This window comes from Pandoraea sp. ISTKB, assembly GCF_001721285.1.
Classification (GTDB): Bacteria; Pseudomonadota; Gammaproteobacteria; order Burkholderiales; family Burkholderiaceae; genus Pandoraea; species Pandoraea capi.
Genome location: NZ_MAOS01000043.1, coordinates 1 through 25,781 on the forward strand (window position 1 = coordinate 1; position 25,781 = coordinate 25,781).

A 25,781-nucleotide genomic window follows, 5' to 3' on the forward strand; every position below is an offset into this window, starting at 1 on the left:
CGCCGCCAGCGCCGCCCGCCCCACCGCCGCCCAAGCCGGTGGTCAAGCCACGCCCGCCCCAGCCGGTCCCGCCGGTCGAAGCCCCGCCCGACACGCTCGCCGCGCCGGTGGCGACCGACACGCCCGGGCCTCTGGCAGCGTCGGAAACGGTGGCAGGCGCAGGTGATACGACCGGCGCGAAGGCGTCCGCCGCCGCCGCACCGCCGAGTATCCCGCTCACTGCGGCAGCCGCCAACGGCGACAAGTTCGACCCGCCGCCGTCCGTCACCCTGACGTACGACGCGCTCATGAACGGCGTGCGCAACCAGACCGGCCAACTGCATTGGGTGAACGACAACGGGCACTACCAGTTGCGCATCTCGGTGCCGATCATCTTTTTCGGCACGTTCGAGTTCATCAGTGAAGGCGGTTACGACGTCAACGGCATTGCACCGTCCCGTTATGTAGAAAAACGCGGACGTCGCGCCGAATACATCACCGACTTCCATCGCGACGCCACGCCGACACTGCATTTCTCGCGCTCCGGGCAAACCGTGCCCCTCGCCCCCGGCGCGCAGGACCGCTTCAGTGTGATGATGCAACTGGCCGGCTACGCGAGAGGCAATCCCGAGCGCTACACGCAAGTCGGCGTGACGCACGAGTTCACGGTGGTCGACACGGACAGCAGCGAAGTGTGGCCGGTGCAGTACGTCGGCAGCGAGACGATGAGAACGCCGAAGGGCTATGTGGAGACGCGTCACTTCACGCGCCTGCCGCGCAAAGCGGGCGACGAACGGCGTGTCGATATCTGGCTGGCGCCGTCGCTCGACTGGTTGCCGGTGCGCGTCAGGCAGACGGAACCGTCGGGCACCGAAGTCGAGCTGATCTTTACCGAGAAGTCGGCGCAGTGAGCGGGTAGCGGCGCGAGGGGCGTAAGGGGCACAAGGGGAGTAGGGGGGCGCCGACGGTGACGCTCCGCGCCCGAACCGCCCCAGCCCCTACGGCACGCAGGGTTTTCCACCCCTGAGAAATCCCCTTCGATTCCTTAGAATTTCGAGCGATACCGCTGTGATGCGGGTGCGCGGCGAAGTGTTGCCCAACTACTACGAAACGCTCAGCAGGATCCTGATCTTCCTGACATAATCAGAATCATCCTGACCGCATTTTTGACACATCGACGCCCAACGACATCACCTCGCAACGTAGTGACGATACCAGGGGGCCTCCCATGAAAGTCAGCGCCAACGGAGCATCGATTCATTATGCGGTGGAGGGTCACGGACCGTGGCTGACGCTCGCGCATCCGTTGGGGGCCGACCTCACCGTCTGGGACGATCTGGTGCCCGAGCTGGCGACCCACTTCCGGGTCTTGCGTTATGACAGTCGGGGCCATGGCCGCAGCGACGTGACGCGCGGCCCCTATTCCATCGGACAACTGGCCGTCGACGCGACCGCCCTGCTCAGTTCGCTGGAAATCCCGAGTACCCACTTCGTCGGCATTTCGATGGGCGGCGCCGTCGCCCAGCAGGTCGCGCTGGACGCCCCGGAGCGCATTGCCAGCCTCACGCTGATCGACACCACGTCCGGTTACGACGACGCCGATGCGAAACTCTTCCTCGAGCGCGCCGCGAAAGCCCGTGCCCACGGCATGAAGGAACTCGCGGCCGGCACGCTGGAACGCTGGCTGGGCGAGCGTTTTCGCAAACATCATCCCGAGACGGCCGAACGCATTCGCGCGCTGGTGGCGCATGCCGATCCGGAAGGCTTTGCGGCCGCGTGCGAAGCCCTGGCAGCGTTCGATGTGCGAAATCGTTTGTCGGAAATCGAAGCGCCGACGCTGGTGCTCGTGGGCGAGAACGATCCCTCGACGCCGCCCGCCGTGGCGCAACGCATCGCCGACGGAATCGCCTGCGCCCAACTGGAGATCGTGCCCGACGCCGCGCACCTGTCGATCGTCGAGCAGAAACAGTTCGTAACCAAAGCCCTTGCAACATTTTTGGCAGGGGCCGCATCTAACGTCTGAAACCTGCAAAATGGTGGAAATGAGGAACTTGCGGGACTTGTTGCGGGACCTTTGATAAAAGGAGGGCCAAAACCATTGAATTCGTCAGCCGGTGTGCCGATAAGCGAATCATGGGGCACTGCCTCTTGAAATCGCGCCGCGTCGCCCCTATGTGGGTTACCAAGGACCATGCAGGAACACCAGGAGAGTTGCCATGCTCATGATTTACAACAGCCCGAATTACTGTGTCGTGGAGTTTGCCGCCGATAACGGCAATCATTCGCTGTCCGCCGGTGGCTATGAAATCGTGGACAAGACCGCAGGCCGTGAGATTTTCCTCGACGGCTCGCTTGCCCGGCAATTCCGTGAAGAAGTGCAGAAGTTGATTGCCACCGAACCTTCCGAGGACGAAGTCGACGAATTCCTCGGTCAGTTCGATAACTTCATGACGAACCCGGTTGTGCTCCATTGAAAGCCGTCACCTACGCGGTGCAGCCACACGAAAAACCCTCGCCTCGGCGAGGGTTTTTTCATGGGATGGGAATCCGGCCGTACGCCTGACCTCATGTCAGGCGTTTCAGACCTTCCAGGCTTATCAGGCCGGATCAAGCTTGCCGGGCGTTGGCAGGACACCGGCTCAGCATTGCTGCCATGGCAACCCGTCGAAACGCCAGCCATTGACGGCATTGCGGTGATGGGTGGCGTCCAGATCGCCCTCGAAGCCGTGCAGCACCCCGTAGACATTCACAAAGCCCGCCGCCTCCAGCGCCTCGCCAGCCGCCATGCTGCGGTTGCCACTACGGCAGACGAGCATGACGGGACGCTCGCCCCCTGCCCCGGCCAGCTTGCGCACGCTCTGCACGAAGTGCGGGTTGATCTCCCAGTCCGGGCCATCGTTCCACGCCACGTGGATGGCGCCGACCGGATGGCCGACGAACAGGTGTTCCATTTCGCTGCGGCAATCCACGAACAGCGCGTTGGCATTGGCTTGCAGGAACTTGTGAGCGGCGCTCGGGAGCAGAAATTCCATTTCGTCGACAAAACTTCGGGAAAGTTGGATGACACCGCCCTGCGGGCGGCGCGAGCGCCCCATTCTCGGGCGTCGGCGCGCGGGCGGCATTCGCGAAAACCATTACAATTATAGGTTTTCCGGCCACTCCAAGGCGACGTCCGTCATGAGCACCGCAACCCCATCCGCCGCAAGCGCACGGCCTGCCGCTTCGAATGCACTGCCGAATGCACTGCCATACACGCGCGGTCAGACCCTGCCTGCGCTGCTCGAACAGCGCATCCTGATTCTGGACGGCGCCATGGGAACGATGATTCAGCGGTACAAGCTGGACGAAGCACAGTACCGCGGCGCGCGTTTCGCCGACTTCGCGCACGACGTCAAGGGCAATAACGAGCTGCTCTCGCTCACCCGCCCGGACGTCATCAGCGAGATCCACCGTCAGTATCTGGCTGCCAGCGCCGACATCATCGAGACGAACACCTTCGGGGCGACGACGATCGCGCAGGCCGATTACCACATGGAAGATCTGGCCGACGAGATGAACCGCGAGTCGGCGCGTCTGGCCCGCGAAGCGTGCGCCGCGTTCAGCACCCCGGACAAGCCCCGTTTTGCCGCCGGCGCCGTCGGACCGACGCCCAAGACCGCGAGCATCAGCCCGGACGTGAACGACCCCGGCGCACGCAACGTCGACTTCGACCAGTTGCGCGACGCGTACTACGCGCAGGCGAAATCGCTCATGGAAGGCGGCGTGGACCTGTTCCTGGTCGAAACGATCTTCGACACGCTCAACGCCAAGGCCGCGCTCTTCGCCATCGACGAACTGTTCGAGGACACCGGCGAGATCCTGCCGATCATGATTTCCGGCACGGTGACGGACGCCTCCGGGCGCATTCTGTCGGGCCAGACCGTGGAAGCGTTCTGGAACTCGCTGCGTCACGCGCGTCCGCTCACGTTCGGCCTGAACTGCGCGCTCGGTGCGACGCTCATGCGCCCGTACATCGCCGAGCTGGCCAAGCTGTGCAACACCTACGTGTCGGTCTACCCGAACGCCGGCCTGCCCAACCCGATGAGCGACACGGGCTTCGACGAAACGCCCGACGTGACGTCCGGCCTGCTCAAGGAGTTCGCACAGGCCGGTCTCGTGAATCTGGCCGGCGGCTGCTGCGGCACCACGCCCGAGCACATCGCCGAGATCGCCAAGGCGCTCTCGGACGTGAAGCCGCGTCGCTGGCCGTCGCAGTATCGCAATGACGAGGACGCGTAAGCGACGAAGCTACGCAGCGACATATAGGCGCGACGCTTCACCCCTCGTCCGCACGATGCACTAACCACTGAACGGATTGCCCCATGAGTCAAACGTCTGTCGAACCGCCGGTCCAGCCGATGCGCCTGTCCGGCCTCGAGCCCTTCAACATCGGCGCGGGCACGCTTTTCGTGAACGTCGGCGAGCGTACCAACGTCACCGGCTCGAAAGCGTTCGCACGCATGATCCTGAACGGCCAGTTCGACGAAGCGCTCGCGGTTGCACGCCAGCAGGTCGAGAACGGCGCTCAGGTCATCGACATCAACATGGACGAGGCCATGCTCGACTCCAAGGCCGCGATGGTTCGCTTCATGAACCTGATCGCCTCGGAGCCGGACATCGCACGCGTGCCGATCATGATCGACTCGTCGAAGTGGGAAGTGATCGAAGCAGGTCTGAAGTGCGTGCAGGGCAAGGCGATCGTCAACTCGATCTCGCTCAAGGAAGGCAAGGAAGCCTTCGTGCACCACGCCAAGCGCATTCGCCGCTACGGCGCGGCGGCCGTGGTCATGGCGTTCGACGAACAGGGGCAGGCCGACACGTACCAGCGCAAGACCGAGATCTGCGAGCGCAGCTATCGCGTGCTGGTCGACGAAGTGGGCTTCCCGCCCGAAGACATCATCTTCGATCCGAACATCTTCGCAGTCGCCACCGGCATCGAAGAGCACAACAACTACGCCGTCGACTTCATCAACGCCACGCGCTGGATCAAGCAGAACCTGCCCGGCGCGAAGATCAGCGGCGGCGTGTCGAACGTCTCGTTCTCGTTCCGCGGCAACGATCTCGTGCGCGAAGCGATTCACACGGTGTTCCTGTACCACGCGATTCAGGCGGGCATGGACATGGGCATCGTCAACGCCGGTCAGCTCGGCGTGTACGAGAACCTCGATCCCGAACTGCGTGAGCGTGTGGAAGACGTGGTGCTCAACCGTCGCGACGACAGCACCGAGCGTCTGCTGGAGATCGCCGACCGCTTCAAGGGCGGGGCCGCCAAGCGCGAAGAGAATCTGGAGTGGCGCAATCAGCCGGTCGAGGCGCGTCTCGCACATGCGCTGGTGCACGGCATCACGACCTTCATCGTCGAAGACACCGAGGAAGTGCGCCAGAAGATCGCCGATGCGGGCGGTCGCCCGATTCAGGTCATCGAAGGCCCGCTCATGGACGGCATGAACGTCGTGGGCGACCTGTTCGGCGCAGGCAAGATGTTCCTGCCGCAGGTCGTGAAGAGCGCGCGCGTGATGAAGCAGGCCGTGGCGCACCTCGTGCCGTTCATCGAGGAAGAGAAGGCGCGCATGGCCGCTGCCGGCGAGGATGTGCGCTCCAAGGGCAAGATCGTGATCGCCACGGTCAAGGGCGACGTGCACGACATCGGCAAGAACATCGTCACCGTGGTGCTTCAGTGCAATAACTTCGAAGTCGTCAACATGGGCGTGATGGTGCCGTGCGCCGAGATCCTCGCCAAGGCGAAGGAAGAAGGCGCAGACATCATCGGCCTGTCGGGACTCATCACGCCGAGTCTGGAAGAGATGGCCTACGTGGCGTCGGAAATGCAGCGCGACGACTACTTCCGTCTGCGCAACATTCCGCTGCTCATCGGCGGCGCCACGACCTCGCGCGTGCACACCGCCGTGAAGATCGCGCCGCACTACGAAGGCCCGGTCATCTACGTGCCGGACGCCTCGCGCTCCGTCTCGGTCGCCTCGAACCTGCTCTCCGACGACGCCGCCGAGCGCTACCTCGAAGAGGTGAAGACGGACTACGACCGCGTGCGCGCACAGCATGCGAACCGCAAGGCCACGCCGATGGTCTCGCTCGCCACCGCGCGCGAGAACAAGTTCAAGGTCGACTGGTCGAGCTACGTGCCGCCGAAGCCGAAGTTCATCGGACGGCGCCTGTTCAAGAACTACGATCTGGCCGAACTCGCGGACTACATCGACTGGGGTCCGTTCTTCCAGACGTGGGACCTCGCCGGACCGTACCCGGCGATCCTCACCGACGAGATCGTCGGTGACTCGGCCCGGCGCGTGTTCGAGGACGGCAAGGCCATGCTCGATCGCCTGATCAAGGGCCGCTGGCTGACGGCCAATGCCGTGATCGCGATGCTGCCGGCGAATGTGGTGAACGACGACGACATCGAGATCTATACCGACGAGTCGCGCTCGGAAGTCGCGTTCACGTGGCACAACCTGCGTCAGCAGAGCGAGCGCCCGGTGGTGGACGGCGTGCGTCGCCCGAACCGCTCGCTGGCCGACTTCATCGCCCCCAAGGACAGCGGTGTGGCCGACTACATCGGCGTGTTCGCCGTGACGGCAGGCCTCGGCGTGGACACGAAGGAAGCCGGCTTCCTCGCCACGCACGACGACTACAGCGCCATCATGCTCAAGGCGCTGGCCGACCGTCTGGCCGAAGCCTTCGCCGAGTGCATGCACGCACGTGTGCGCCGTGACTTCTGGGGCTACGCGGCCGACGAGCAGCTCGACAACGACGCGCTCATCAAGGAGAAGTACGTCGGCATTCGCCCGGCCCCCGGCTATCCTGCCTGCCCGGAGCACTCGGTCAAGGGCCCGATGTTCCACTACCTGCAAGCGCACGACGTCGGCATGAGCGTGACGGAATCGATGGCCATGCTGCCGGCCGCCAGCGTCTCGGGCTTCTACCTGTCGCATCCGGACAGCACGTACTTCACGCTCGGCAAGATCGGCCCCGATCAGGTCGAGGACTTCATGGAGCGAACCGGCGTGGACGAAGCCACGGCGCGCCGTCTACTGGCCCCGCAACTGTCGTAATCCGCGCCATCGCTACCGGGGCGACGAAAAACAACACGTCGCCCCGCCCTCCCGGCAGCATGCCTTCCCCCCGTCAAATCCCGGTGCCATAATGCGGCGGCGCAACATGACCGCAGGCTCCTGTCGAGACGTTCCATGCAAGCCCTGAACAGCATCCAGAATTTCCACCTCCTCCCGCTGCTCAACACCCTCGTGTCGCTCGCCGTGGCGTTCATTCTCGGCACGATCATCGGCGTGGAGCGTCAGGTCAGGCAACGCACAGCGGGGCTGCGGACCAACGTGCTGGTGGCCGTTGGCGCCGCCGCGTTCGTCGATCTGTCGATGCGGCTCATGCCGGGCGATACGCGCGTGATTGCGTATGTCGTCTCGGGCGTCGGCTTCCTCGGCGCGGGCGCGATCATGAAGGACGGGGCGTCGGTGCGCGGTCTGAACACCGCCGCCACGCTGTGGGGATCGGCCGCCGTCGGTGCGGCAGCGGGCGCCAGCCTGATCGTCGAGGCCGTCGTCGTGGCGTTCTTCGTGCTGGCGGCCAACACGCTGCTGCGGCCCGTCGTCAACCGCATCAACCGGGCGCCGATCAACGAGGCGACCTCGGAAGCCACATATGCGCTGTCCGTCATCTGCGCCCGCACCACGCAGCGCGACGTGCTCGACAAGGTGGAGGCGTGGCTCGAAGCGTCGAACTATCCGGTGCGTGCGCTCGACATCCACCCGTTCGGCGAGGCGGAAGTCGAAATCGAGGCGCTGCTGCTGCCGACCGCCGTCAAGGCCGGCGAACTCGATGCGCTCACCGATCATCTGGAAACGCTTCCCGGCGTCAATCAGGTGTTCTGGTCAAGTCGTTCGGATGACTAACCATTAAGCGTTGCATGATGGGACGTTGACTACGTATTCGCGAGAGAAATAGGGAAAGTTCCCGGGAATTCTCCGAATTACACTCCATTACAAAGCCTTACAGCACAGCGTGGCGCAGCTTCTTAGACTGGAATCTCACTAACGCAAGTGATGCCTGCACGAAAGACATTCCTTCGGTGTGCAGCGCAAAGCAAAGGAGTCCATCTGATGAAGAAGCTAATCATTTCCGTCGCTGCCCTGACCCTCGCCGGTGCCTCGGCGCTGAGTTTCGCCCAAGGTTCGGCAGGTGGCGGCGCAGCCGGCCCTGGCGGCGGCACGACGACGGATCCGTCGACCCCGATGCCGAGCCAGGCCTCGCCGAATTCGCGTCAGGCACCGACGCCGGGCGCACAGACGATGACGCCGTCGGACCCGCATCCGAATTCGAAGGCGCAGAAGCCGCGTCACAGCACCAAGAAGACCCCGAACAACGGCAACACCGGCAACGGCGCCACGAACGCGCCGGATAACGCACCGGGCAAGGCGCAGTAATTCTCGATACGGTCGACGAAAAAAAAGCAGGCCCGCAATTTGCGGCCTGCTTTTTTTGTGCGCTCGTCGCATGCACCGGGATGGCCCCGGTGCGCTGAATTCAGTTTCTGCTGACTTCCCACATGACAGCGCCGCCTTCCGCGTTCGCTTCCCTGAGCATGTTCAGCAGCGGGTAGGCTCGTTGGGACAGACGCAGACGATTGTCGTCATCGCGCTCGTCGGACTTCTTGCCTTCGTTTTCCTTGTCTGCAGCGGCCTTGTCTTCCGCGATAGCCGCTTCGAGCTTCGCGATGGCGGCTCCCGTCTCATCCGACCCGATCGCGCCGCGCTCGCCGACCTTCTTCCCGACGATACCCAGCAGCAATTGCGCCAGATTCTCCAGCATGTTGATCGTAGGCGACGCATGCGCCGTGAACGTTACCAGCATGGTTGGCTCCCTTTTCGAGTTATCACCACCACCGTCCCTGACTTGTTACGCAAGGAGGGGTACCGTGACTTCATCATACACCTGTTAAAATCCGGTGCTGACGATTCAACTGCCTGTCCGGACGCGTCCGGACGCACCCGAAACACCCGCCAATGCTACCCGCCCAAAAGAATGCTCTCGTCGCGCTGATCGGCGACGTCGTCGCCGGTTTGATGCCTGCGGACGGCACCGCGCCTGCCGCGCCCGTCATCCTGCTCGAACGCCCGAAAGTCGCCGCACACGGCGATCTGGCCTGTAACGTGGCGATGCAACTCGCCAAGCCGTTGCGCGCCAATCCGCGCGAGCTGGCCCAGAAGATTGCCGACGCGATTCTCTCCGACGCCCGTGCCAAGGGTCTCGTCGACGCGGTCGAAATCGCCGGCCCGGGCTTCATCAACCTGCGTCTGGCCAATGCCACCAAGCAGTCGGTCGCCCGCGCGATCCTGACCGAAGGCGCCGCCTTCGGCCGCCGCGCCGCCAGCAACGAAGCGGCGCCGGTGCTCATCGAATTCGTTTCGGCCAACCCGACCGGCCCGCTGCACGTGGGTCACGGCCGTCAGGCGGCCCTCGGCGACACGATCTCCGCGCTGCTCAGCACGCAGGGCCGTCCGGTCCACCGCGAGTTCTATTACAACGACGCCGGCGTGCAGATCCAGACGCTCGCCATGTCGGTGCAGGCCCGCGCACGCGGCTTCAAGCCGGGCGACGCCGAATGGCCGGAGTCGGCCTATAACGGCGACTACATCGGCGATATCGCACAGGACTTCCTCGCCGGCAAGACCGTGCAGGCGTCCGACGGCGCGCCCGTCACCGGCAGCGGCGACATCGAAGACATCGACTCGATCCGTGCATTCGCCGTGGCGTATCTGCGCCGCGAGCAGGACATCGACCTGCAAACGTTCGGCGTGATCTTCGATCAGTACTATCTCGAATCGTCGCTGTACGCCGACGGCAGCGTCGAGCGCACGGTGCAGGCGCTCATCGACGCCGGCGTGACGTACGAGCAGGAAGGCGCGCTGTGGCTGCGCACGACCGACTACGGCGACGACAAGGACCGCGTGATGCGCAAGTCCGACGGCACGTACACGTACTTCGTGCCGGACGTTGCGTATCACACGCGCAAGTGGGATCGCGGCTTCCATCAGGTCATCAACGTGCAGGGCTCGGACCACCACGGCACCATCGCCCGCGTGCGCGCCGGCCTGCAGGCGCTGGGCATTGGCATTCCGAAGGGCTACCCCGACTACGTGCTGCACAAGATGGTCACCGTCATGCGCAACGGCGAAGAGGTGAAAATCTCCAAGCGCGCGGGCAGCTACGTGACGGTGCGCGACCTGATCGAATGGTCGGGCGGCATCACGGCAGAAACGCCGGTGACGGACCCCACCGAGCGTGAGGACGCCCTGCGCCGTGGCCGCGACGCCGTGCGTTTCTTCCTAATTTCGCGCAAGGCCGATACCGAATTCGTGTTCGACGTGGATCTCGCGCTCAAGCAGAACGACGAGAACCCGGTGTATTACGTGCAATACGCGCACGCACGTATCTGCTCGATCCTCACGCAATGGGGCGGTGACGAAGCCGCACTGGTCAACGCCGATCTCGCGCCGCTCGACAGCGAACGCGCGCTCGCGCTGCTGCAACTGCTCGCCGAGTACCCGGACATGCTCACGCGTGCTGCCGAGGAACTTGCGCCGCACGCCGTGGCCTTCTATCTGCGGGATCTGGCAGGCGCGTTCCACTCCTTCTACAACTCGGATCGCGTGCTGGTGGACGACGAAACCGTGAAGCATGCGCGTCTCGCGCTGCTGGCGGCGACGCGTCAGGTGCTGCGCAACGGGCTTGCCGTGCTGGGCGTGTCGGCCCCGGCCAAGATGTAAGTTATCCAACCACTCCGAACGGCAAGCCGCATCGGAACTCTGTAAGGACGGAATCGACTCGATGGCAAACACACGTCGACCACCCCGCCAGCGGGGCGGTACTTTTCTGGGCATCGTGCTCGGCCTGATCGTTGGGCTGGCCGTTGCCGTCGTCGTTGCGCTCTACATCACGAAGACGCCGACCCCGTTCGTCGAAAAGACGCCGCCGCGTCCGGCCGACAACTCGCCGGCCGCACAGGCACCGGACCCGAACAAGTCGCTCCAGCCGCGTACGCCGCTGCCGGGCGCCGCGTCGGGCGCTGCCGTGCCGGATACGGCGTCGGCGGTCGAGTCGTCGCCGCTCGTGCCGGGCGTTCCGGCGCAGCCGCCGGTCGCTTCGGCCCCGACGGCCCCGGCCACGCCGCCGGCCCAGACGAAGCCGTCGCCGGCCGACATCCTGAACGGCAAATCGACGGTACCGGTCGCGCCGCCGACCACGCCGCCCGCGAGCGCCACGGATAACGCCAGCACGGGTTACTACCTGCAAGTCGGCGCGTTCAAATCGCAGAGTGACGCCGAGCAACTGCGCGCCAAGCTGGCCCTGTCGGGCTTCGAAGCGAAGGTCACGCAGCGCGATGCCAACGGTCTGACGCTCTTCCGCGTGCGTCTCGGCCCGTACGGCAAGCTCGACGAGATGAACCACGTGCGTCAACGCCTGCAGGACGGCGGGTACGACACGGCAGTCATCCGTTTCACGAAGCAATGAACGCGAAAGGCGTTGCACCGTAAGGGCAACGCCTTTTGTTTCTCCCCTCGAAACTGTCAGGACCCCGCCCGGCAAGGAATGGCAAAACCCCGCATCATTGGGGCTGCGTTCGCTGCCGAAGCGGGACGTTGAACCCGGCAGCGCATCGCCGGTCATATGCACTGGCTAATTTGCCTGAATCCGGGATATGGTTTCGCGGGTGCGCCGCCAATACGCGACGCGTCTGCCTCACTCCTAAACAACGATCATGAAAAAACTTCTTGGTGCCGTACTGATTTCTTTCGGTTTCCTCTCGGGTGTCGCCTCGGCCTCGCCTGAAGCACCGGTCTCGGGGACCGACTATCTGACGATTCCGCAGCAGCCGACGTCGGCCGGTCCGGGCAAGATCGAAGTGACCGAATTCTTCTGGTATGGCTGCCCGCACTGCAATGCGCTGGAGCCGACGCTGGAGAAGTGGGTCAAGGCGCAGGGCAAGGACGTCGTGTTCAAGCGCGTGCCGGTCGCCTTCCAGGACCGCTTCGAGCCGCACACCCGCATGTTCTTCGCACTGACGGCGCTTGGCCGTGAAGGCGAACTCACGCCGAAGGTCTTCAACGAGATCCACGTCAAGCACAACTATCTGCTCACGGCGCAGCAGCAAGCCGATTTCCTCGCGCAGTTCGGCATCGACAAGCAGAAGTACATGGACGCCTACAACGGCTTCTCGACGGCTGCCAACGTGAAGACGGCCAGCAAGACGTGGCAGGACTACAAGATCGACGGCGTGCCGACGATTGCGATTCAGGGCAAGTACCTCGTCTCGCCGGCGACGTCGGGCGACGCGATGCAAAAGGCCGGCAAGCCGGCCACGACCGAGCAGCAAACGTTCGATGCGGCGCTCAAGACGGCCGACTCGATCATCAATCAGATCCGCGCGAAGAAGCTGTAAGCTTCGCCGCTCACAAAGCCCGGCCCCGGCCGGGCTTTTGCGTTATATGGCAACACACACGACATCTCCGAAGGTCTTCATCACCGGCGCGTCCAGCGGGCTGGGGCAGGCGCTCGCGCGTCACTATGCTGCGCAAGGCGCAATTCTGGGCCTCGTCGGCCGTCGCGGCGACAAGCTGACCGATCTGGCCGCCACGCTGCCGCACCCGCATGCCGTGCATTGCTATGCGCTCGACGTGCGCGACGCCCTTGCGCTGCGTGCGGCCGCCGGCGACTTCATGTCGCGCCACGGCGTGCCGGACATCGTGATCGCCAATGCGGGGATCAGTCACGGTGTGAATACGGAAGATGCGGCCGACCTGCCGCACTTCGCCTCCGTCATGGACACGAACTGGATGGCGATGGTCGCCACGTTCAGTCCGTTCGTCGGCCCCATGCGCGAGCGCAAGCGCGGCACGCTCGTCGGCATCGGCAGTGTTGCGGGGGTCCGCGGACTGCCGGGGCATGGCGCGTACAGCGCGTCGAAGGCGGCGGCAATGACGTACCTGGAAAGCCTGCGGGTCGAGATGCGTGCGGACAAAGTCGCTGTCGTGACGATCGCGCCGGGCTACATTCGCACACCGATGACGGACGGCAATCCGTTCCCGATGCCGTTCCTGATGGACTCGGACAAGTTCGCCCGCAAGGCGGCTGCCGCGATTGCCCGCCGCAAGCGTTTTGCGGTGTTGCCGTGGCCGATGGGCATCGTGGCATTCGCCATGCGATGCCTGCCGCGCTGGCTATACGACATGCTGTTCGCCCGCGCGCCCCGCAAGCCGACGATGGCGCAGCGGCAAGCGCGCGAGGCGGCAAAGAAGGCGGGTGAAATGACCGATTGAGTGGCCGCCCACGCCGCTCACGGATGTCTGGCTCGGACATCCCCCAAAAAACGCAGGAAAGCCGAAGCATGGCGTGTTTGGCGCGATACAGTGCCCCGCATTCCTAACCTGCGCTGCTCCCATGAACGCCATGTCCTGGCAAGCCGAATCGCGCGCTTGCTCCTCACGCGGCGTCGTCTCGCGTCGATTCCTCAGCCGACCTCATTTTCGACGCCGCTTCCGCGCGGTCGCCGCCTTCCGCTTCGTCCGCCTGATCGGCCTGACCGCTGTCGCCACACTGGCCGGATGCGCCGCACTCGACCCCGGCAATTGGCAGGTCGTCGGCCCGCCAGCGTCATACGTGCGCCCCGCGCCCGTGATCGTGGCGCCTGCACCGGCCATCGTGGCTCCCGCGCCGATAATCGTCACACCGGCACCGGCCGTCATCTCACCCGCTCCCGTCATCGTCACGCCAGCACCGGCCATCACCCGGCCCGCCCCCGTCATCGTCACGCCCGCGCCGACAATCGTCGGCCCTGCCCCTGTCATCGTCACGCCGGCGCCAGTGATCGTCGGGCCGCGTCCGCCCGTCGTCATCGCACCGGCACAACCTCGCTCGTCGCGTGACGCCGCGCACTTCCTGCGCGAGCGCTGCTATCTGGAGAAAGGCGGCTGCTACACCAGCGAATACCGCGAGGGCTACGAATTCAATCCGCACACCGGGGGCTGGGACTGGGTCGGTCAGCGCGACTATCACTGGAAAGGCAGCCGGGGGAACCGCTGAAGCAACATTTCACCCGTTGTCGCATTCCATGCGTGAAACAAGCCGTCCTGCGCAAGATTCGGTCGTATTTTTGACCCGTTGTGGTGCATTCCAAACCTGCGTTAGAGTGTCCGTGTAACTTGAACAGAGGTAAACACGACGTCAATCCGGACTCGCCGCCAGAGAGCGGACGCGTGTCGACGACCTGTCTGTCGGCTACCGATCCGCCTGCGGCACTCTCAACCAAGCAGGAGAGGCACATGCAGACAACCCCTACCGGCACGCCGGTCATCGATCCGGCACTGCGACGCAAAGCGGTCATCGGCTCCACGTTGGGCAACGCATTCGAGTGGTTCGATTTCACGGTCTACGGTCTCTTCGCGGTGGTCATCGCGAAACTCTTCTTCCCTGCGGATAACGACACGACCTCGCTGCTGGCGAGCGTGGCATCGCTCGGTGTGGCGTTCTTCTTCCGCCCCATCGGTGGACTCGCTTTCGGGCTGTACGCCGATCGCGCCGGGCGCAAATCGGCGCTCTCCGTGATGGTGCTGCTCATGGCGCTTGGCACTGGCCTCATCGGCATTGCCCCGACGTACGCGACCATCGGCTTCGCGGCGCCGTTGCTGATCCTGCTCGCGCGCGTGATCCAGGGCTTCTCCGCCGGTGGCGAATTCGGCGGTTCGACGGCCATGCTCATCGAGTTCTCGCCGCCGAATCTGCGCGGCTTCTACGGTAGTTTCCAGATGTGCTCGCAGGCACTCGCCGTCGCACTCGCGGGGCTGTGCGCGTACGTGCTGAACTCGGGGCTATCGAAAGAAGCGCTCGAATCGTGGGGCTGGCGTCTGCCGTTCCTGTTCGGGATTCTGATCGGCCCGGTGGGTTTCTACATCCGGCGCCGTATGACGGAATCGCCGGAATTCCTCGCCTACGCCGCCGCGCGCGAACCCACGCGCCGCACGCCGCTCGCGGACGTCTTCTCGAAGCACTATCGCTCGCTCATCGCAGGCTTCGGTCTGACGGTCGCGGCCACGACGTCGTTCTACGTCACGCTGATCTACACGCCGATCTACGCCGTGAAGCAACTCGGTCTGACGCAAGGCGCCGCGAGCCTGTCGACGTTCATCGCCGCGATGCTGATTGCCGCGATGTGCCCGCTCACGGGCTGGATCTCGGATCGCGTAGGCCGCAAGCCGCTGATTCTGCTCTTTGTGCTGCTCTACGGGCTGACGTCGTTCTGGATGTTCACGCGGTTGCACGGTGCGCCGTCGATGGGCAATCTGCTGCTCGCGCAGATTCTCCCGGCGATCTGCATGGGCTTCGTGTGGGGCGCGTTCCCGACGGCTGTCACGGAAGTGTTCCCGGTCGGTGTGCGCTCCACAGGCGTCTCGATTCTGTACAACGTTTCGGTGATGCTGTTCGGCGGCCTCGCACCGTTCTGGATCACGTATCTGATCAAGGTCACGCAAAACCCGCTCGCACCGGCGTATTACATTCTGCTGACAGTGGCGATCAGTCTCGTCACCTACGGTCTGCTCGGTCGAGATGGCCGCAGCATTCAGGCATCAGCGCAACACGCGTGATGTCATAAGCCACGTGTACGGCACACGCCGCACGCCATACGCCATACGCATTGCTACACCATGAAAAACGCCCCGGAGCACAGGCTTCGGGGCGTTTTGCGTTGGCGCTCTCGTGAATACCGCTGCTCGGACCTGGTGTCGGCACTGATGAAGACAAGGCTATCGACTAGCCATGCGTTTCCGATTCGGTTGGCTGTCGAAGTCGACGTCAATAACGATGCCGTCGATACCCACTTTGCCCACTTTGGCTAGCGTTCGGCAGTCGCACCGCATTGCACTGCGAAGCCAACGTCACGCACTCAGACCGGTGAGAATCGCCACACGCCCTTGGCATCGCGCTCGCGCTTGAGTTCGCCCGCGCGCCAGAGCATGTGCAAGTGCGCAAGCGCTTCGCCCATCGCGAAGGTGGTCTGGTGCGCGTCGAGCTTGCGATGGAACATGATGGGGACGATGTCGCCTGCGCTTTGCGGTGTCTTCGCGCACGCCTCGCGCACTTCCTGCAAACGCGCCGCATGGTGATCGCGAAGCTGACGAATCCGGGTGTGCAATCCGGTGAACGGACGGCCGTGCGACGGCAGCACCAGGCAGTCGGCGGGCAGATCGAGATACACGCCCAGCGAATCCAGGAACAGTTGCAGCGAGTTGGCTTCCGGCTCGATGTCAAAAACGCTGACGTTGGTGGAGATACGCGGCAGCACCATGTCGCCCGAGATGAGCACGTTGTGCTGCTCGGAGTACAACGCCATATGTTCGGGCGAGTGACCGTAGCCGGCAATCAGACGCCAGTCGCTGCCGCCGATGCGCAGCGTATCGCCGTCTTTCAGACGGAAGTAACGCGACGGGACTTCCGGGACGAGGTCGCTGAAGTAGGACTTGCGATTGCGAATCTGCTCGATCATCGCTTCGTCGGCAAGGCCATGTGCGAGGAAGTGCGCGACGGCGAATTCGCCGCCCGCGTTGGCCGCATTGTTATTGTCGCCCTCGGACATGAGACGCCCCCACGCGTAGTCGCCGAGCGACATGGCGAGGCGCGCTTCCCAACGCTGTTTGTCACCGCCCTTGCAGATCCAGTGCGCCAGACCCAGGTGATCGGGATGGCAATGCGTGACGACGACACGCAGCACCGGTTCGCCACCGAGCGTGCTGTCAAACACCTGCTCCCAGTACGCCTTGATCTGGGGATGCGTGATGCCGCAGTCGACCACCGTCCATCCTTTGACGCCATCGATCTCGTCGCGCAACAACCACAGGTTGATGTGATCGAGCACGAACGGCAACGGCATGCGCACCCAGAAGACGCCCGGCACGACTTCGTGCACGGTACCGCCATCGGGCAGAAAGTCGCCAAGGGGATAGTTCAGTTGTTGTTCAAGGGCATTCACGGGGGCCACGCTCCAGATGGGCTTGTTCTCTTGTTGTCAGGTTGACGCCATCACCGATTGCATACGATGCAAGTTGACGCTAACGTAAACGGCAATTCTATCTGTAATGGTAAGTAGTCGCTTAACCGCACATTCACCGCACGCTTGACCTCGGCCTCGTGCCGACTCCAGCGCCCGACATTGTGCCCAACCCCGAGTCCCGACTCGCGTAACCCGATCCGATGCTCACTTACACGATCACCGACCTCGCCCGCGAGTTCGACATCACCCCCCGCGCGATCCGCTTCTACGAGGATCAAGGGCTGCTCACCCCCGCCCGCGAAGGCCCCGGCGGACGCCATCGCGTCTACACCGGCCAGGACCGCACGCGTCTGAAATTGACGCTGCGCGGCAAACGCCTCGGGCTCACGCTCTCCGAGATCAAGTCGATTCTCGATCTGTACGAGTCGCCGAAGGACACGGTGCCGCAACTGAAAGTCTTCCTCGAGACACTCTCCGCGCATCGTCAGGTCCTCGAACAGCAACTCGAAGACCTCCACGCCACGCTCGACGAAGTCTCCCAACACGAAGCCCAGTGCCACGCTTTGCTCGAAGCGGCCGGGGAAGTCGTGCCGCCTTCCGCGCGTCGCGTGAAAACGGCCGCGACGTCTCACTGAGTTTTTGCGGTTCGGTTTGCTAACCTGCTGTTCGGCTATCCGGCGTGCGCTCTGTCCGGCGTGCGCCCTGTACACCACAGCCCGCCTCACCCTCCCCCAGCCCTGACCTCCTCCCAGGGCCGCGGGGACCGGCACTACCCTGACTCCGTTCCACCTGAAAGTCTCTCCGTCAGGGCAGCACCGATCCCCGCCCCTCTAACGCCCCAACACCTCCCCTGCAACTCCCCTGCACCTCACCATTTTGTTCGCTCCCACGAACGCATTCGCTCGGCAAAGACCGTCACCCTTCCCTCGCTTCGATTCAGGAAAGCCCTGACTTTACGTTTACGTAAACGTAAAGTAGTATCTCTGGACCCGGCTATCCCAGCCCTTTGCGTCCCTGTCACGACCCCGACCATGGCCAACGCCCCTGTCTCTCATGCCGCTCCGCTCGACGACGCCGTCGCCGCGAAAATCCGCGCCAGTTTCGACAAACAAGGCGTAATGACCCACTGGGGCGCACAACTCACGCATCTGGCCGACGGCTTCTGCGAAATCTCGTTGCCGTTCTCCGACAAGGTCAATCAGCAGCTCGGCTACTTCCACGGCGGTGTGATCGGCGCCATCGCCGATTCGACCGGCGGCTATGCCGGCTATACCCGTATCCCGGTCGATCAGGAACTGGTCACCGCCGAGTACAAACTGAACATTCTCGCGCCCGGCAAGGGCGATACACTGGTCGGACGCGGTCAGGTCGTCAAAGCCGGACGCACGCTCATCGTCGCCACGGCGGAACTGTTCGCCGTCGACAACGGCAAATGGACGCTCTGCGCCCTCATGCAACAAACGCTCTTCGTGCTGGCCCCCAATTCCGCCACGGCGGCCGGCGTCGCGCGCTGAGCGATATATCGCACCGGTTATCGCGTCACCTGCGGCACGACTTTCGGCATCACGAACGCTGATTTTTCGCAGATTCATCGCTTACCAAGCACCATCGAACATACGCGCGGGCGAACCGCCACGCGCCACCCACTGGAGACTGTGTCATGACGACGTTGCCCGGCCTCAATTTCATGCTCGGCGAAGACCTGGACATGCTGCGCGAATCGGTGTCGAATTTCGCCTCGAAGGAAATCGCCCCGCGCGCAGCGGAAGTGGATCACACCGACCAGTTCCCGATGGACCTCTGGCGCAAGATGGGCGACCTCGGCGTGCTCGGCATGACCGTCTCGGAGGAGTACGGCGGCGCGAACATGGGGTATCTCGCCCACATGATCGCGATGGAGGAAATCTCGCGTGCATCGGCATCCGTCGGTCTGTCCTACGGTGCCCACTCGAATCTCTGCGTGAACCAGATCCACCGCAACGGCACCGCCGCGCAAAAGGCGAAGTACCTGCCGAAGCTGGTATCGGGCGAACACGTCGGCGCCCTCGCGATGAGCGAGCCGAACGCCGGCTCGGACGTCGTCAGCATGAAGCTGCGCGCCGAGAAACGCGGTGACCGCTATGTGCTCAACGGCACGAAGATGTGGATCACGAACGGCCCGGACTGCGACACGCTCGTCGTCTACGGCAAGACGGACATCGAAGCCGGTGCGCGCGGCATGACGGCCTTCATCGTCGAGAAGGGCATGAAGGGTTTTTCCGTCGCACAGAAGCTCGACAAGCTCGGCATGCGCGGCTCGCACACGGGCGAACTGGTGTTCGAGAACGTGGAAGTGCCGGAAGAGAACATCCTCGGTCAGGTCGGCGGCGGCGTGAAGGTATTGATGAGCGGCCTCGACTACGAGCGCGCGGTGCTCGCCGGTGGTCCGCTGGGCATCATGCAGGCCGCCATGGACGTGGTCGTGCCGTACATCCACGACCGCAAGCAGTTCGGTCAGTCGATCGGTGAGTTCCAGCTGATTCAGGGCAAGGTCGCCGACATGTACACGATCCTGCAAGCCAGCCGCTCGTATCTCTATGCCGTGGGCCGTCAACTGGATTCGCTGGGCAGCGATCACGTGCGTCAAGTGCGCAAGGACTGCGCCGGCGTGATTCTCTATACGGCGGAAAAGGCGACGTGGATGGCCGGCGAAGCGATCCAGATTCTGGGCGGCAACGGTTACATCAACGAATACCCGGTCGGACGCCTCTGGCGCGATGCGAAGCTCTATGAGATCGGTGCAGGCACGTCGGAAATCCGTCGCATGCTGATCGGCCGCGAGCTGTTCGCGGAAACGATGTAATTCCCGAGACCCTTCACGCAGAACCGACATTACGCTAGACGGACCATCAGGCGCGGGCAGCGGCGCTACAATCGTTGCAAGCTCGCCCTGCGCCTGTCCCGACCGGTATGAATCACTTCCCGAAACTCCTGTCGTCGCAGTTTGCTTTCGACGTCGCCCGCACGATGCTGGACGGCTTCGACAAGCATTACCGCATTTTCCGCGAGGTATGTGTCGCGGCGCAGGCATGTTTCGAAGCCGGTGACTTCACGGGCATCCAGAAGCTCCAGCGCGATCGCATCGCCTATTACGACGAACGCGTGCGCGAATGCATCGTCACGCTGGAAGACGAGTTCGACGCGCAGTCGCTCGACGACGACGTCTGGCAGCAGGTCAAGCTGCACTACATCGGCTTGCTGACCGAGCATCGTCAGCCCGAACTCGCCGAGACGTTCTTCAACTCGGTGTGCTGCAAGATCCTGCACCGCTCGTACTTCAACAACCGTTTCATCTTCGTGCGCCCCGCCGTGGCGACGGAGTACATCGAGAACGACGCCCCCGCCGCCAGACCGACTTATCGCGTCTACTATCCGGCGCAGGACGGCATGGCCGCCACGCTCTCGCGCATTGTCACGAATTTCCAGTTGAAGCGCCCGTTCGCCGATCTGGCACGCGACGTGGGCTATATGATGCGCGCTATCGAGGCAACGTTCGGCACGCCCGACACGTTCGATGCCGCGCCGAATTTCCAGATCCACGTGCTGGCGTCGCTGTTCTTTCGCAACAAGGCGGCGTACATCGTGGGACGTATCGTGAACGGCGACGTCATCACGCCCTTCGCCGTCCCGATCATGCACGACGACGACGGCAAGCTCGCGCTGGACACCGTCCTGCTGCGACGCGACGAACTGCGCGTAGTCTTCAGCTTCACGCATGCGTATTTCATGGTCGACATGGAGGTGCCGTCGGCCTACGTGCAGTTTTTGCGCACGATCATGCCGAGCAAACCGAAGGCGGAGATCTATACCTCGCTGGGTTTGCAGAAGCACGGCAAGAATCTGTTCTACCGCGATTTTCTGCATCACCTCAAGCATTCGAGCGACAAGTTCGTGAGCGCACCGGGCATTGCCGGACTGGTGATGCTGGTCTTCACGCTGCCGTCGTATCCGTATGTCTTCAAGCTGATCCGCGAGCGCTTCGCGCCGCCCAAGGAGACCACGCGCGAGCAGGTGAAAGCGAAGTATCTGATGGTCAAGCAGCATGATCGCGTGGGCCGCATGGCCGATACGCTGGAGTTCTCCAGCGTGGCCTTTCCGCTCTCGCGTTTCGACGACGCCCTGCTCGCCCAGTTGCAGGCCGAAGTGCCCTCGCTGCTGGAAGTCGACGGCGACGCGCTGGTGATCCGCCACTGCTATATCGAGCGCCGCATGACACCGCTCAATCTGTGGCTGCAAACCGCGTCGGACGAACAGGTCGATCACGCCATGCGCGAATACGGCAACGCGGTCAAGGAACTGATGGCCGCGAACGTATTTCCGGGCGACATGCTGTACAAGAATTTCGGTGTGACGCGTCACGGCCGGGTGGTCTTCTACGACTACGACGAGCTGGAATATCTGACGGATTGCCACATCCGCCGGGTGCCCGAACCGCGTAACGAAGAAGAGGCGATGTCGGGGGAAGTCTGGTACCGTGTAGGCCCGCACGACGTGTTTCCGCAGACGTTCGAAACGTTTCTGACGGGAGACGCGCGCGTGCGGCGCTATCTGAGCCAGCATCATCCGGATTTCTTCGATCCCGACCTGTGGCAAGGCTTTCAGGATCGGGTACGCGCCGGACAGATGCACGACTTCTATCCGTACGATGTCGCGCTGCGTTTCGTCAATCGCTACGGCGCAGGTCGTCCTGCCCGCGCCACGAGCGCCCCGCCCCGCGCGGCGGCCGCCTGAGCCTTCGGCGCCTTGAACGAACCCGCCAACGACACGCCCGCCGGATGACACGATCATGACCGAAGACAAAGACCAACCTCTCATCCATCTGCTCGATAACAACCGCGCCTGGGTCGCCAGCGTGAACGCGGAAGATCCCGCCTTTTTCGAGCGGCTGGCCAAGCAACAGGCCCCGGAATACCTCTGGATCGGCTGCTCGGACTCGCGCGTGCCGGCCAACCAGATCACGGGTCTGGCGCCGGGCGAAGTGTTCGTCCACCGCAATATCGCAAACGTGGTCGTGCATAGCGACCTGAACTGTCTGTCGGTTTTGCAGTTCGCCGTCGAAGTGCTGAAGGTGCGCCACATCATGGTGGTCGGTCACTACGGCTGCGGCGGCGTGGGCGCGGCGCTCGACGGCGCGAAGATGGGGCTCGTCGACAACTGGCTGCGCCACGTGCGTGATGTCTACGAGCGCCACGTCGATCAGATCGACGCGCTGCCCTCGCGCGACGCGCGTCATGATCGTTTGTGCGAGTTGAACGCCATCGAACAAGTCGTGAATATCTGTCATACCACGGTGCTGCGCGACGCCTGGGCACGCAATCAGCCCGTTACGGTGCATGGCTGGGTGTACGGCCTGCGCGACGGTCTGGTGCGCGACCTGCGCATGTCGGTGAACAGCCTCGAAGCACTGCCGCGTGTCTATGACCGCTGCGTGCAGGCGATGGCCGAATTACGGCATCCACGCGCTTAGCGCCGCGCTTTCTACCCATTACAGGAGATTGCCATGCAACAAGACCCGATCGTCATCGTTTCCGCCGTCCGCACGCCGATGGGGGGCCTGCAAGGGGTGTTCGGCGATGTCGCCGCCCCGCAACTGGGCGCCGCCGCCATTCGCGCGGCCGTCGAGCGCGCCGGTCTGAAACCGGAACAGGTCGATGAAGTCGTGATGGGCTGCGTGCTGCCCGCCGGTCAGGGGCAGGCACCGGCGCGTCAGGCCACGCTCGGCGCCGGTCTGCCGCTCGCCGCAGGCGCCACCACCGTCAACAAGATGTGCGGCTCGGGCATGCGCGCCGCGATGTTCGCCCACGACATGCTCGCCGCAGGCAGCGCCGACGTGATCGTCGCCGGCGGCATGGAAAGCATGAGCAACGCCCCCTATCTGCTGCCCAAAGCACGTGCCGGCATGCGCATGGGTCACGGTCAGGTCATCGATCACATGTTCATGGACGGTCTGGAAGACGCCTACGACAAGGGCCGCCTGATGGGCACCTTCGCCGAAGAGTGCGCCGACCGCTACACGTTCACCCGCGAAGCGCAGGACGCCTTCGCCATCGCCTCGCTCGAACGGGCGCAGAACGCCACGAAGGACGGCTCGTTCGCATGGGAAATCACGCCCGTGACGGTGCCGGGCCGCAAGGGCGACACGGTCGTCGATCAGGACGAACAACCGTTCAAGGCCAATCCCGAAAAGATCCCGACGCTCAAGGGCGCATTCCGCAAGGACGGCACGGTAACGGCCGCCAACTCGTCGTCGATCTCGGACGGCGCCGCCGCCCTCGTGCTCATGCGCGAATCGACGGCCAAACGCCTCGGCCTCGCGCCGCTTGCGCGCATTGCCGGACACAGCACCTTCGCGCAGCAGCCGGGCCTGTTCACCACGGCCCCGGTCGGTGCGATGCGCAAGCTGTTCGAGAAGACCGGCTGGTCGACGTCTGACGTCGATCTGTACGAGATCAACGAAGCGTTCGCCGTCGTCACGATGGCCGCGATGCACGAGTTCGACCTGCCCCACGAGAAGGTGAACATCCACGGCGGCGCCTGTGCGCTCGGTCACCCGATCGGTGCGTCCGGTGCGCGCATTCTCGTCACGCTGATCGGCGCGCTGCGCAAAACCGGCGGCAAACGCGGCGTCGCGAGCCTGTGCATCGGCGGCGGCGAAGCGACCGCCATGGCCATCGAACTCGTCTGACATCGAAGATCATGAAAACAGCCCTCATCATCGGCGCCTCACGCGGCATCGGTATGGAATTCGTTCGGCAGTACCGCGAAGATGGCTGGCAGGTCTTCGCAACCGCCCGAAGCGACGACGCACTGGCCGCCCTGCGCGAGCTGGGCGCCCAGGCGCTGAAACTTGACGTCTCCCGCGTGGAATCGCTCTCCGGTCTGTCGTGGCAACTCGACGGCGTGGAACTGGACGTCGCGATCTACAACGCCGGGGTGAACTCCGAGCGCACGACCGGCCTCGCCCCGATCACGCAGGCGGAATTCGATCACGTGTTCCATACCAATGTGCTCGGCGCCATGCAGGTCGCGCCGCTCGTGCTGCCCTTCGTGGAAGCGGCAGGCGGCACGTTCGGCTTCCTGTCGAGCCGCATGGGCAGCGTCGCGCTGATGGAATCGAACGGTAGCTGGCTGTATCGCGCGAGCAAAGCTGCGGTCAATTCGGTGGTCAAGGCGGTGTCGCTCGAAGCGCAACGCGCCACGTGCGTCGCCATGCACCCGGGCTGGGTGCGCACCGACATGGGCGGTGAGAACGCCGACATCGACGTGCAGACGAGCGTGACCGGCATGCGTCGTGTGCTCGCACGAGCGCCGGGTGAGCGTGCCACGCACAACGGCGGCTTCTACAACTACGACGGCAACGCGCTCACGTGGTAACGCGCGGACATTACACGACGAACACCTGACGACAAATCGACTCACGCAGGAAACCACGCTGTCACCCAGGCATCACGCAGTCCCGAAGTCACCGATAACAAGCTAGTGCCACACCGCCGTATCTTTTGATTCGCGGGCCAGAAACGTCACTCGGAACGGAGCCAACATGACGTCCGCCATCGACTTTTATTTCGACTTCGCATCCCCCTATGGATATTTTGCGAGCACCTGCATCGACGACATCGCTTCGCGTAACGGACGCGGCGTCGCGTGGCATCCGATCCTGCTCGACATCGTCTACAAGGTGAACGGCACGGGCGCACCGGTGCAGCATCCGATCAAGACGGAGTATCTGCGGCACGACGTGGAGCGCACGGCGCGCTTTCACGGCATCGATTACAAGCGGCCAACGCATTTCCCGATTCCCACGCAAGCCGCCGAGCGCGCCGTGCTGTGGGTACAGGATCATCGCGGCGGCGACCTGTCGGCCGAATTCGCGAAATCGATTTTTCGCGCGCTCTACGTCGACGACGTGAACATCGGCGACCCGGCGGAACTCGTGCGGCTCGGCGAAGCGCTGGGCATCGATGGCGCAGCGCTCGACACCGGCATGCACTCGCCCGCCGCCAAGGATCACCTCAAGGCGGAGATCGATCTGGCGATGGCGCGCGGCGTGTTCGGCTCGCCGTTCGTGATCGTGGACGGCGAACCGTTCTGGGGCTTCGACCGCTTCTTGCAGGTCGAGGCCTGTCTGAAGCACGGCAGAATCTGACAACAAGGCAAGACACACAATGGCAAGACCCCAACCGCCGCAGCACAACGAACGCGAAGCCTGCCCCTGCGGCGGCCTCTCGTTCGAAGACTGCTGTGCCCGTTTTCTGGAGCGCGGCGATGTTCCGCCGACGGCCGAAGCGCTGATGCGCTCGCGCTATACGGCGTTCGTGCGTCAGAACGCCCCGTATCTGCTCGATACGTGGGCGGCAAGCACGCGTCCCGCCACGCTCGAATTCGACGACGCCCCGCAGTGGCTCGGCCTTCAGGTCAAGGCGCATCTGCAACGCGACGATACCCACGCCGAAGTCGAGTTCGTCGCCCGCTACAAGATCGGCGGACGCGCGCACCGGCTGCATGAGCGCAGCCGCTTCGAGCGCGACGGCGACGGGCGCTGGCGTTACCTCGACGGCGATCTGTTCGACTGATTTCGGACGGGCGCGCGACGGTTCGTGCATCGCACGAACCCGGCGCACCCACCGGCCAAAACACTCAACAACAACTCACAACT

Annotated in this window: 25 protein-coding genes; 22 read left to right on the plus strand and 3 right to left on the minus strand. The window is 63.8% G+C overall.

The genetic code is table 11. The features are described 5' to 3' along the window. The 3 genes from A9762_RS16940 to A9762_RS16950 form a co-directional block, all read left to right on the plus strand. Window positions 1-890, plus strand: an 890-nt coding sequence (locus tag A9762_RS16940; RefSeq protein ID WP_069343187.1) for a DUF3108 domain-containing protein, incomplete at its 5' end; no start/stop codon positions are given. Between the two features lie 317 nt (window positions 891-1,207). Beyond that, a complete protein-coding gene (locus tag A9762_RS16945) occupies window positions 1,208-2,002 on the plus strand; it encodes an alpha/beta fold hydrolase (RefSeq protein ID WP_069343188.1) in 795 nt (264 codons plus the stop codon). 193 nt (window positions 2,003-2,195) lie between these two features. Beyond that, window positions 2,196-2,453, plus strand: coding sequence for a DUF3567 domain-containing protein (locus A9762_RS16950; RefSeq protein WP_069343189.1), 258 nt, complete (start codon window positions 2,196-2,198; stop codon window positions 2,451-2,453). 165 nt (window positions 2,454-2,618) lie between these two features. Here the strand turns inward: A9762_RS16950 and A9762_RS16955 are convergent, their stop codons facing one another. Further along, window positions 2,619-3,011, minus strand: a complete 393-nt coding sequence (locus A9762_RS16955) for a rhodanese-like domain-containing protein (RefSeq protein WP_069343190.1) — start codon at window positions 3,009-3,011, stop codon at window positions 2,619-2,621. 145 nt (window positions 3,012-3,156) lie between these two features. Between A9762_RS16955 and A9762_RS16960 the strand changes: the two genes are divergently transcribed. From A9762_RS16960 to A9762_RS16975, 4 genes are all read left to right on the plus strand, one after another. Further along, on the plus strand, window positions 3,157-4,257 hold the full coding sequence (locus A9762_RS16960) for a homocysteine S-methyltransferase family protein (RefSeq protein WP_069343191.1): 1,101 nt from the start codon (window positions 3,157-3,159) through the stop codon (window positions 4,255-4,257). A 119-nt stretch (window positions 4,258-4,376) separates the two neighbouring features. Further along, complete coding sequence (metH, locus tag A9762_RS16965) at window positions 4,377-7,082, plus strand: methionine synthase (RefSeq protein ID WP_139133274.1); 2,706 nt, start codon at window positions 4,377-4,379, stop codon at window positions 7,080-7,082. A 144-nt stretch (window positions 7,083-7,226) separates the two neighbouring features. Further along, a complete protein-coding gene (locus A9762_RS16970; RefSeq protein ID WP_139133275.1) occupies window positions 7,227-7,937 on the plus strand; it encodes an MgtC/SapB family protein in 711 nt (236 codons plus the stop codon). A gap of 207 nt (window positions 7,938-8,144) precedes the next feature. Then, window positions 8,145-8,468: a hypothetical protein gene (locus tag A9762_RS16975; protein ID WP_069343193.1), complete on the plus strand. Its 324-nt coding sequence runs from the start codon at window positions 8,145-8,147 to the stop codon at window positions 8,466-8,468. 100 nt (window positions 8,469-8,568) lie between these two features. On the opposite strand, the gene A9762_RS16980 is transcribed toward A9762_RS16975, so the two are convergent. Further along, window positions 8,569-8,895 (minus strand): DUF1840 domain-containing protein, encoded by a 327-nt coding sequence (locus A9762_RS16980; protein WP_069343194.1) that lies wholly within the window; start codon window positions 8,893-8,895, stop codon window positions 8,569-8,571. A gap of 152 nt (window positions 8,896-9,047) precedes the next feature. Here A9762_RS16980 and argS point away from each other — a divergent pair, with 152 nt between their 5' ends. From argS to A9762_RS17010, 6 genes are all read left to right on the plus strand, one after another. Next, window positions 9,048-10,811, plus strand: a complete 1,764-nt coding sequence (argS, locus tag A9762_RS16985) for an arginine--tRNA ligase (protein WP_069343195.1) — start codon at window positions 9,048-9,050, stop codon at window positions 10,809-10,811. A gap of 61 nt (window positions 10,812-10,872) precedes the next feature. Further along, window positions 10,873-11,556, plus strand: coding sequence for an SPOR domain-containing protein (locus A9762_RS16990; RefSeq protein WP_069343196.1), 684 nt, complete (start codon window positions 10,873-10,875; stop codon window positions 11,554-11,556). Between the two features lie 247 nt (window positions 11,557-11,803). Continuing rightward, window positions 11,804-12,484, plus strand: a complete 681-nt coding sequence (locus A9762_RS16995; RefSeq protein ID WP_069343197.1) for a thiol:disulfide interchange protein DsbA/DsbL — start codon at window positions 11,804-11,806, stop codon at window positions 12,482-12,484. A gap of 46 nt (window positions 12,485-12,530) precedes the next feature. After that, a complete protein-coding gene (locus tag A9762_RS17000; protein ID WP_069343198.1) occupies window positions 12,531-13,361 on the plus strand; it encodes an SDR family oxidoreductase in 831 nt (276 codons plus the stop codon). Between the two features lie 121 nt (window positions 13,362-13,482). Beyond that, window positions 13,483-14,124 carry a hypothetical protein gene (locus tag A9762_RS17005; protein WP_069343199.1) on the plus strand — a complete coding sequence of 214 codons (642 nt, stop codon included), beginning with the start codon at window positions 13,483-13,485 and terminating at the stop codon, window positions 14,122-14,124. 239 nt (window positions 14,125-14,363) lie between these two features. Continuing rightward, a complete protein-coding gene (locus tag A9762_RS17010) occupies window positions 14,364-15,683 on the plus strand; it encodes an MFS transporter (RefSeq protein ID WP_069343200.1) in 1,320 nt (439 codons plus the stop codon). A 299-nt stretch (window positions 15,684-15,982) separates the two neighbouring features. Here the strand turns inward: A9762_RS17010 and A9762_RS17015 are convergent, their stop codons facing one another. Then, the gene (locus A9762_RS17015; RefSeq protein WP_069343201.1) at window positions 15,983-17,065 is read right to left on the minus strand and encodes an MBL fold metallo-hydrolase; all 1,083 of its coding nucleotides are present in this window, start codon (window positions 17,063-17,065) and stop codon (window positions 15,983-15,985) included. Window positions 17,066-17,286: 221 nt separating this feature from the next. On the opposite strand from A9762_RS17015, the gene A9762_RS17020 reads away from it, so the two are divergent. The 9 genes from A9762_RS17020 to A9762_RS17060 all read left to right on the plus strand — a co-directional run bounded on the left by A9762_RS17020 (window position 17,287) and on the right by A9762_RS17060 (window position 25,698). After that, window positions 17,287-17,721, plus strand: coding sequence for a MerR family DNA-binding transcriptional regulator (locus tag A9762_RS17020; protein ID WP_069343202.1), 435 nt, complete (start codon window positions 17,287-17,289; stop codon window positions 17,719-17,721). A 396-nt stretch (window positions 17,722-18,117) separates the two neighbouring features. Next, window positions 18,118-18,600 (plus strand): PaaI family thioesterase, encoded by a 483-nt coding sequence (locus A9762_RS17025; protein WP_069343203.1) that lies wholly within the window; start codon window positions 18,118-18,120, stop codon window positions 18,598-18,600. 146 nt (window positions 18,601-18,746) lie between these two features. After that, a complete protein-coding gene (locus tag A9762_RS17030) occupies window positions 18,747-19,928 on the plus strand; it encodes an isovaleryl-CoA dehydrogenase (RefSeq protein ID WP_069343204.1) in 1,182 nt (393 codons plus the stop codon). A 107-nt stretch (window positions 19,929-20,035) separates the two neighbouring features. Continuing rightward, entirely contained in the window at window positions 20,036-21,856 is a 1,821-nt protein-coding gene (aceK, locus tag A9762_RS17035; RefSeq protein ID WP_069343205.1) for a bifunctional isocitrate dehydrogenase kinase/phosphatase, read from the plus strand. A 55-nt stretch (window positions 21,857-21,911) separates the two neighbouring features. Next, window positions 21,912-22,592 (plus strand): carbonate dehydratase, encoded by a 681-nt coding sequence (gene can / locus A9762_RS17040; protein WP_069343206.1) that lies wholly within the window; start codon window positions 21,912-21,914, stop codon window positions 22,590-22,592. Window positions 22,593-22,625: 33 nt separating this feature from the next. Then, complete coding sequence (locus A9762_RS17045) at window positions 22,626-23,810, plus strand: acetyl-CoA C-acetyltransferase (RefSeq protein ID WP_069343207.1); 1,185 nt, start codon at window positions 22,626-22,628, stop codon at window positions 23,808-23,810. An 11-nt stretch (window positions 23,811-23,821) separates the two neighbouring features. Further along, entirely contained in the window at window positions 23,822-24,499 is a 678-nt protein-coding gene (locus A9762_RS17050) for an SDR family oxidoreductase (protein WP_069343208.1), read from the plus strand. A 166-nt stretch (window positions 24,500-24,665) separates the two neighbouring features. Further along, window positions 24,666-25,271 carry a 2-hydroxychromene-2-carboxylate isomerase gene (locus A9762_RS17055; RefSeq protein ID WP_069343209.1) on the plus strand — a complete coding sequence of 202 codons (606 nt, stop codon included), beginning with the start codon at window positions 24,666-24,668 and terminating at the stop codon, window positions 25,269-25,271. A gap of 19 nt (window positions 25,272-25,290) precedes the next feature. Next, complete coding sequence (locus tag A9762_RS17060; protein ID WP_069343210.1) at window positions 25,291-25,698, plus strand: YchJ family protein; 408 nt, start codon at window positions 25,291-25,293, stop codon at window positions 25,696-25,698. Window positions 25,699-25,781 lie beyond the last annotated feature (83 nt).